Annotated in this window: 1 protein-coding gene and 1 pseudogene; one reads left to right on the top strand and one right to left on the bottom strand. The window is 71.9% G+C overall.

Features of this window, described 5'->3' with window-relative positions; genetic code table 11:
- Positions 1 to 297 (top strand): annotated as a pseudogene (locus tag ABZV34_RS39545) (hypothetical protein); the annotation flags it as partial.
- 10 nt (positions 298 to 307) lie between these two features.
- Here the strand turns inward: ABZV34_RS39545 and ABZV34_RS39540 are convergent.
- Complete coding sequence (locus ABZV34_RS39540; protein ID WP_356288158.1) at positions 308 to 1,132, bottom strand: LysR substrate-binding domain-containing protein; 825 nt, start codon at positions 1,130 to 1,132, stop codon at positions 308 to 310.
- Positions 1,133 to 1,365: the final 233 nt, after the last annotated feature.

The following is a 1,365-nucleotide window of genomic DNA, read 5'->3' as shown; positions in this document are numbered from 1 at the left end:
GCGGTCATGGCCGGCGCGGCGGCGTGCGGCGCGTACGCGTGGGGCGTGATGTCGGGCTTCTACATCCTGGACCCCGACCAGATGTGCGCGGCGAAGGGCGTACCGGGCGATCACGTCGTGACGCGGGAAGCGCTGCCGGTCAGCGCGCAGTGCGTGACGTCGGACGGCGTGGGGACCGAGCTGGTGCCGGGCTGGGTGAATCCCGTGATCTTCATGGGGCTCACCCTGGTACTGCTCGCCCTGGTGGCGGGAACCCTCGGGGGAGCGCGCCGGCGCCTCACCCCCGCGGCGAAGTGATCCGCCGCGCTCAGCCGGCGGACGCAGAGCCCGCCGCGACCTCGGCGAACGCCGCGATCAGGCTCGAGCGACGGCCGGACCTCCAGGCCAGCAGCACCTGGTCGGGCTCGGCGTCCGGTACGGGTACGTAGGTGATGTCCGGCCGTGAGTACTGTTCGGCGACCGAGTGCGGGACCAGCGTGATGCTGGTCCCCGCGGCGACGGACTCGAACTTCTCCTCGATGGTGCGGATCGGTACGTCACCGGGCCGCGGGTCGGAGTAGCGCAGCCAGGTCTCGTCGGCGAGGTCGGCGAGGGCGAGTTCCTGCTTGCCGGCGAGCCGGTGGGCCTCCGGCAGCATCGCCACCCTGGGCTCGGCGTACAGCGGCAGCAGCGTCAGGCCCTCGTCCCGGGTCGGACGGCGGACGTAGGCGAGGTCGACCGAACCGTCCAGGATCAGCCGCTCCTGGTCGTCCCATTCCACCCGGCGTGCCTTGACCTCCACCTCCGGGTGCCGGGCACCGAAGGCACGCAGCGCCCGGGTGACGACGATCCCGGCGCGGAAGCCGACGACCAGGCGGCGGGGGCCGCGGGAGGCCTGCTGGGCGCGCTGCCGGGCGGCATCGGCGGACGCGAGCAACAGACGTGCGTCGTCGAGGAGCTGGGCTCCCGCCCGGGTCAACGACACCGCGTGGCTGTCCCGGACGAACAGCTCGGCTCCCAAGTCCTTCTCGAGCGCCCGGATCTGACGGCTGAGCACGGGCTGGGAGATGTGCAGCCGCATAGCGGCGCGGCCGAAATGCAGCAGCTCCGCGACCGTCACGAAGTAGCGGACCTTGCGCAGGTCGAGGTCCATGGCCGTCCCTTCCGTCGTTCCCTTCGTCGTACGAGCCCGCCGACGGCGATGCCTCCAGGGTATCGCCGACACCGGAAGAGGTCTTGGACGGCCGTGGGGAGGTGGGCGCAGGCTGGACCACATCGGATCAACGCGAAGGTAAACGTCATGGACCTGCGAGGACAGCGCGTCGTCGTCATCGGCGGTACGGCCGGCATCGGGTTCGCGGTCGCCGCGGCGAGCGCGCGCGAGGG

It is taken from the genome of Streptomyces sp. NPDC005195 (assembly GCF_040608315.1).
Classification (GTDB): Bacteria; Actinomycetota; Actinomycetes; order Streptomycetales; family Streptomycetaceae; genus Streptomyces; species Streptomyces kaempferi.
The sequence above is the reverse complement of the archived record's forward strand: the minus strand, read 5'-3'. Positions and strand labels throughout refer to the sequence as shown.